This window comes from Nocardia sp. CC201C (assembly GCF_030010695.1).
Taxonomy (GTDB): Bacteria; Actinomycetota; Actinomycetes; order Mycobacteriales; family Mycobacteriaceae; genus Nocardia; species Nocardia otitidiscaviarum.
In genome coordinates this window covers 1-3478 of record NZ_JASCXP010000576.1, presented here as the reverse complement: position 1 = coordinate 3478, position 3478 = coordinate 1, and the positions used below count along the sequence as shown (strand labels likewise).

Below are 3478 nucleotides of genomic sequence, written 5' to 3'. Positions count from 1 at the left end.
CGCGGTGAGCGGCATGCGCGCCCCGATCGGCACGGTATCGCGCAGTCCGGCGGCCGGTTCCATGGCCGCCACGCAGACGCGGGCGTTGCCGTCGCGGCGGTAGAGCTGCACACTCTCGCCGGTGATCTCGCGCAGGCGCGGCAGGATGGTGGCGGCCGCGTCGAGCAGGGGGTCGCTGGCGGTGGTGGCCAGCTCCGACAGCGCGGGTCCGGGTCGCCACAGGCCCTGGTTGTCGCGGGCCAGCATCCGGTGCACCTCCAGGCCCACGGCCAGCCGGTGCGCGGTGGCGCGGGGCAGGCCGGTGCGGGTGCACAGCTCGTTGAGGCCGCAGGGTTGCTCGGCGACGGCGGCCAGCACCGCCATGGCTTTGTCGAGCACCCCGATACCGCTATGCTGTCTCATAGAACGATATTAGCGTCTCGTATGTTGGGAATTGCAACTCGACTCCCCGACGGCCCGCGAGCCGCTACGACCGCGCCACCAGCCCGGGCGCGGCGATGTCTATCGAAAGGTGATGGAGATATGGCCCACCGGCCACGCACTCTGGCGGAGAAGGTCTGGGAGCAGCACGTCGTCGTCCGCGGCGCGGGCGAGGGCGATCAGCGCGAACCCGACCTCATCTACATCGACCTGCACCTGGTCCACGAGGTGACCAGTCCGCAGGCGTTCGACGGCCTTCGGCAGGCGGGTCGCCCGGTGCGCCGCCCGGATCTCACCATCGCCACCGAGGACCACAACGTCCCGACCATCGACATCGACAAGCCGATCGCCGATCCGGTGTCGCGCACCCAGGTGGAGACGCTGCGCCGCAACTGCGCGGAATTCGGCATCCGGCTGCACCCGATGGGCGATCTGGACCAGGGCATCGTGCACGTGGTCGGCCCGCAGCTGGGACTGACCCAGCCGGGAACGACCGTGGTGTGCGGTGATTCGCACACCTCCACGCACGGCGCGTTCGGCGCGCTGGCCATGGGAATCGGCACCTCCGAGGTGGAACATGTGCTGGCGACCCAGACTCTGTCGTTGCGGCCGTTCAAGACCATGGCCATCAATATCGACGGTGAGCTGCCGCCGGGCGTGACCTCCAAGGACGTGATCCTCGCGGTCATCGCGCAGATCGGCACCGGCGGCGGGCAGGGCTATGTGCTGGAGTACCGCGGCGATGCGGTGCGCTCCATGTCCATGGAGGCCCGGATGACCATGTGCAACATGTCGATCGAGGCCGGTGCCCGGGCGGGTATGGTCGCGCCCGACGAGGTGACTTACGAATTCCTGAAGGGCCGCCCGCACGCCCCGCAGGGTGCGGACTGGGACGCCGCCGTGGCGGCCTGGGAGGCCCTGAAGACCGACGAGGGCGCGGTTTTCGACGCCGAGGTGCATATCGACGCGTCGGCGCTGACGCCTTTCGTCACGTGGGGCACCAATCCGGGGCAGGGCGCGCCGTTGGGCGCCACCGTGCCGGTTCCGGCCGAGATCGCCGACGAGACCGAGCGCGAGGCGGCCGAGAAGGCGCTGCGCTACATGGATCTGACCCCGGGGATGCCGCTGCGCGAGGTCGGTGTCGACACCGTTTTCGTGGGTTCGTGCACCAATGGCCGCATCGAGGATCTGCGCGCGGTCGCGGAAGTTCTGAAGGGCCGCACGGTCGCGGCGGGTGTGCGGATGCTGATCGTCCCGGGCTCCATGCGGGTGCGGGCGCAGGCGGAAAAGGAGGGGCTGGGCGAGATTTTCACCGCCGCCGGCGCGGAATGGCGCCAGGCCGGGTGTTCGATGTGCCTGGGCATGAATCCCGACCAGCTGTCCCCCGGTCAGCGCTGTGCCTCCACCTCGAACCGCAATTTCGAGGGCCGCCAGGGCAAGGGCGGCCGCACGCATCTGGTCTCGCCGCTGGTCGCGGCGGCCACCGCGGTGCGCGGAACCCTGTCCTCACCGGCCGATCTGAACTGATCCGGCTCGATTCGGCCCTTTCTCACCAGACTTCAGGAGTAAACGATGGAAGCGTTCAAGGTTCACAAGGGGATCGGTGTTCCGCTGCGCCGGTCCAACGTCGACACCGACCAGATCATCCCGGCCGTGTATCTGAAGCGCGTCACCCGAACGGGATTCGAGGACGGTCTGTTCGCGGCCTGGCGAACGGATCCGCACTTCATTCTGAACACCGAGCCTTACAAGCGGGGTAGTGTCCTGGTCGCCGGTCCGGATTTCGGTACCGGATCCTCACGAGAGCACGCGGTTTGGGCGCTCATGGACTACGGCTTCCGGGTCGTGATCTCCTCGCGCTTCGCCGACATCTTCCGGGGCAACGCCGGCAAGGGCGGTCTGGTGGCCGCTCGAATGTCACAGAACGATGTCGAATTGCTCTGGAAGTTGCTCGAGGAACAGCCCGGTCTGGAATTGGTGACCGACCTCGAGGCGCGCACGGTGTCGGCGGGAACCGTTGTGTTGCCGTTCGATATTGATGACTACACCAGGTGGCGCCTGCTCGAAGGGCTGGACGACATCGGTCTCACTCTGCGTCGCTGCGACGAGATCGACGCCTACGAAAAGGCAAGGCCAGCTTGGAAACCGACGACGATTCCGGCCCATATTTCGCAGACGTAATCATTGGGAACCGTTAGCTGAACCCTCCCAAACCAGGTTGCTGGGCGTGTGCCACGCCACATGAATTTTGGCGTGGCACATAGACTCTTGCCCAATGAAGGTTTAACGTGGTACCTAGTCGGTCCGACGACGGGCCATTTAGTCTGCGGAGGATTCAATGAACAAGGCGGAACTGATCGATGTTCTGACCGAGAAGTTGGGTACTGACAGGCGCACGGCTACTGCGGCAGTGGAGCAGATGGTCGACACCATCGTGCGCGCTGTGAACAAAGGCCAAAGCGTCACCATCACCGGATTCGGTGTCTTCGAACAGCGTAAGCGGGCCGCTCGCGTCGCCCGTAACCCGCGCACCGGCGAAACCGTCAAGGTGAAGCCGACTTCGGTCCCCGCGTTCCGTCCGGGCGCGCAGTTCAAGGCGATCATCGCGGGTAAGCAGAAGATCGCGGCGAGCGGCCCGGCCGTGAAACGCGGTGTGGCCGCCCCGGTGTCGGGCAAGGCGGCGGGCGCCAAGAAGACGACCGCCAAGAAGACGGCCAAGAAGGCCGCCGCGAAGAAGACCACCGCCACCAAGGCCCCGGCCAAGACCACGGCGAAGAAGGCCGCGTCGAAGGCCCCGGCCAAGAAGGCGGCGGCCAAGAAGACCGTGGCCAAGAAGACCACGGCCAAGAAGACGGCCGCGAAGAAGGCCCCGGTCGCCAAGAAGACGGCGGCAAAGAAGACCACTGCCAAGGCAACTGCGGCGAAGAAGACCACGGCCAAGAAGACGGCCGCGAAGAAGGCGCCCGCGAAGAAGACCGCCGCCAAGCGCACCGCCCGTCGCTGACGGGGGTAGCGTCCAGCGGAGGCACTGCGCTACGCAGTGGGACGACATATGCGA

At 66.7% G+C, this 3478-nt stretch carries 4 protein-coding genes; 3 read left to right on the top strand and 1 reads right to left on the bottom strand.

Annotated elements, in window-relative coordinates:
• Positions 1–402 (bottom strand): helix-turn-helix domain-containing protein (locus QK444_RS34280; RefSeq protein WP_282786166.1); only part of this gene is annotated, 402 nt, incomplete at its 3' end.
• A gap of 120 nt (positions 403–522) precedes the next feature.
• On the opposite strand from QK444_RS34280, the gene leuC reads away from it, so the two are divergent.
• The 3 genes from leuC to QK444_RS34265 all read left to right on the top strand — a co-directional run bounded on the left by leuC (position 523) and on the right by QK444_RS34265 (position 3424).
• Positions 523–1947: a 3-isopropylmalate dehydratase large subunit gene (leuC, locus tag QK444_RS34275; protein ID WP_282786165.1), complete on the top strand. Its 1425-nt coding sequence runs from the start codon at positions 523–525 to the stop codon at positions 1945–1947.
• Between the two features lie 45 nt (positions 1948–1992).
• The gene (gene leuD, locus QK444_RS34270) at positions 1993–2601 is read left to right on the top strand and encodes a 3-isopropylmalate dehydratase small subunit (RefSeq protein WP_029930116.1); all 609 of its coding nucleotides are present in this window, start codon (positions 1993–1995) and stop codon (positions 2599–2601) included.
• Positions 2602–2758: 157 nt separating this feature from the next.
• A complete protein-coding gene (locus QK444_RS34265; RefSeq protein ID WP_282786164.1) occupies positions 2759–3424 on the top strand; it encodes an HU family DNA-binding protein in 666 nt (221 codons plus the stop codon).
• Positions 3425–3478 lie beyond the last annotated feature (54 nt).

What these genes read in the sequence shown, in the direction of transcription:
- leuC (WP_282786165.1), top strand. Translation starts at nt 523, where the DNA reads ATGGCCCACCGGCCACGCACTCTGGCGGAGAAGGTCTGGGAGCAGCAC.
- leuD (WP_029930116.1), top strand. Translation starts at nt 1,993, where the DNA reads ATGGAAGCGTTCAAGGTTCACAAGGGGATCGGTGTTCCGCTGCGCCGG.
- QK444_RS34265 (WP_282786164.1), top strand. Translation starts at nt 2,759, where the DNA reads ATGAACAAGGCGGAACTGATCGATGTTCTGACCGAGAAGTTGGGTACT.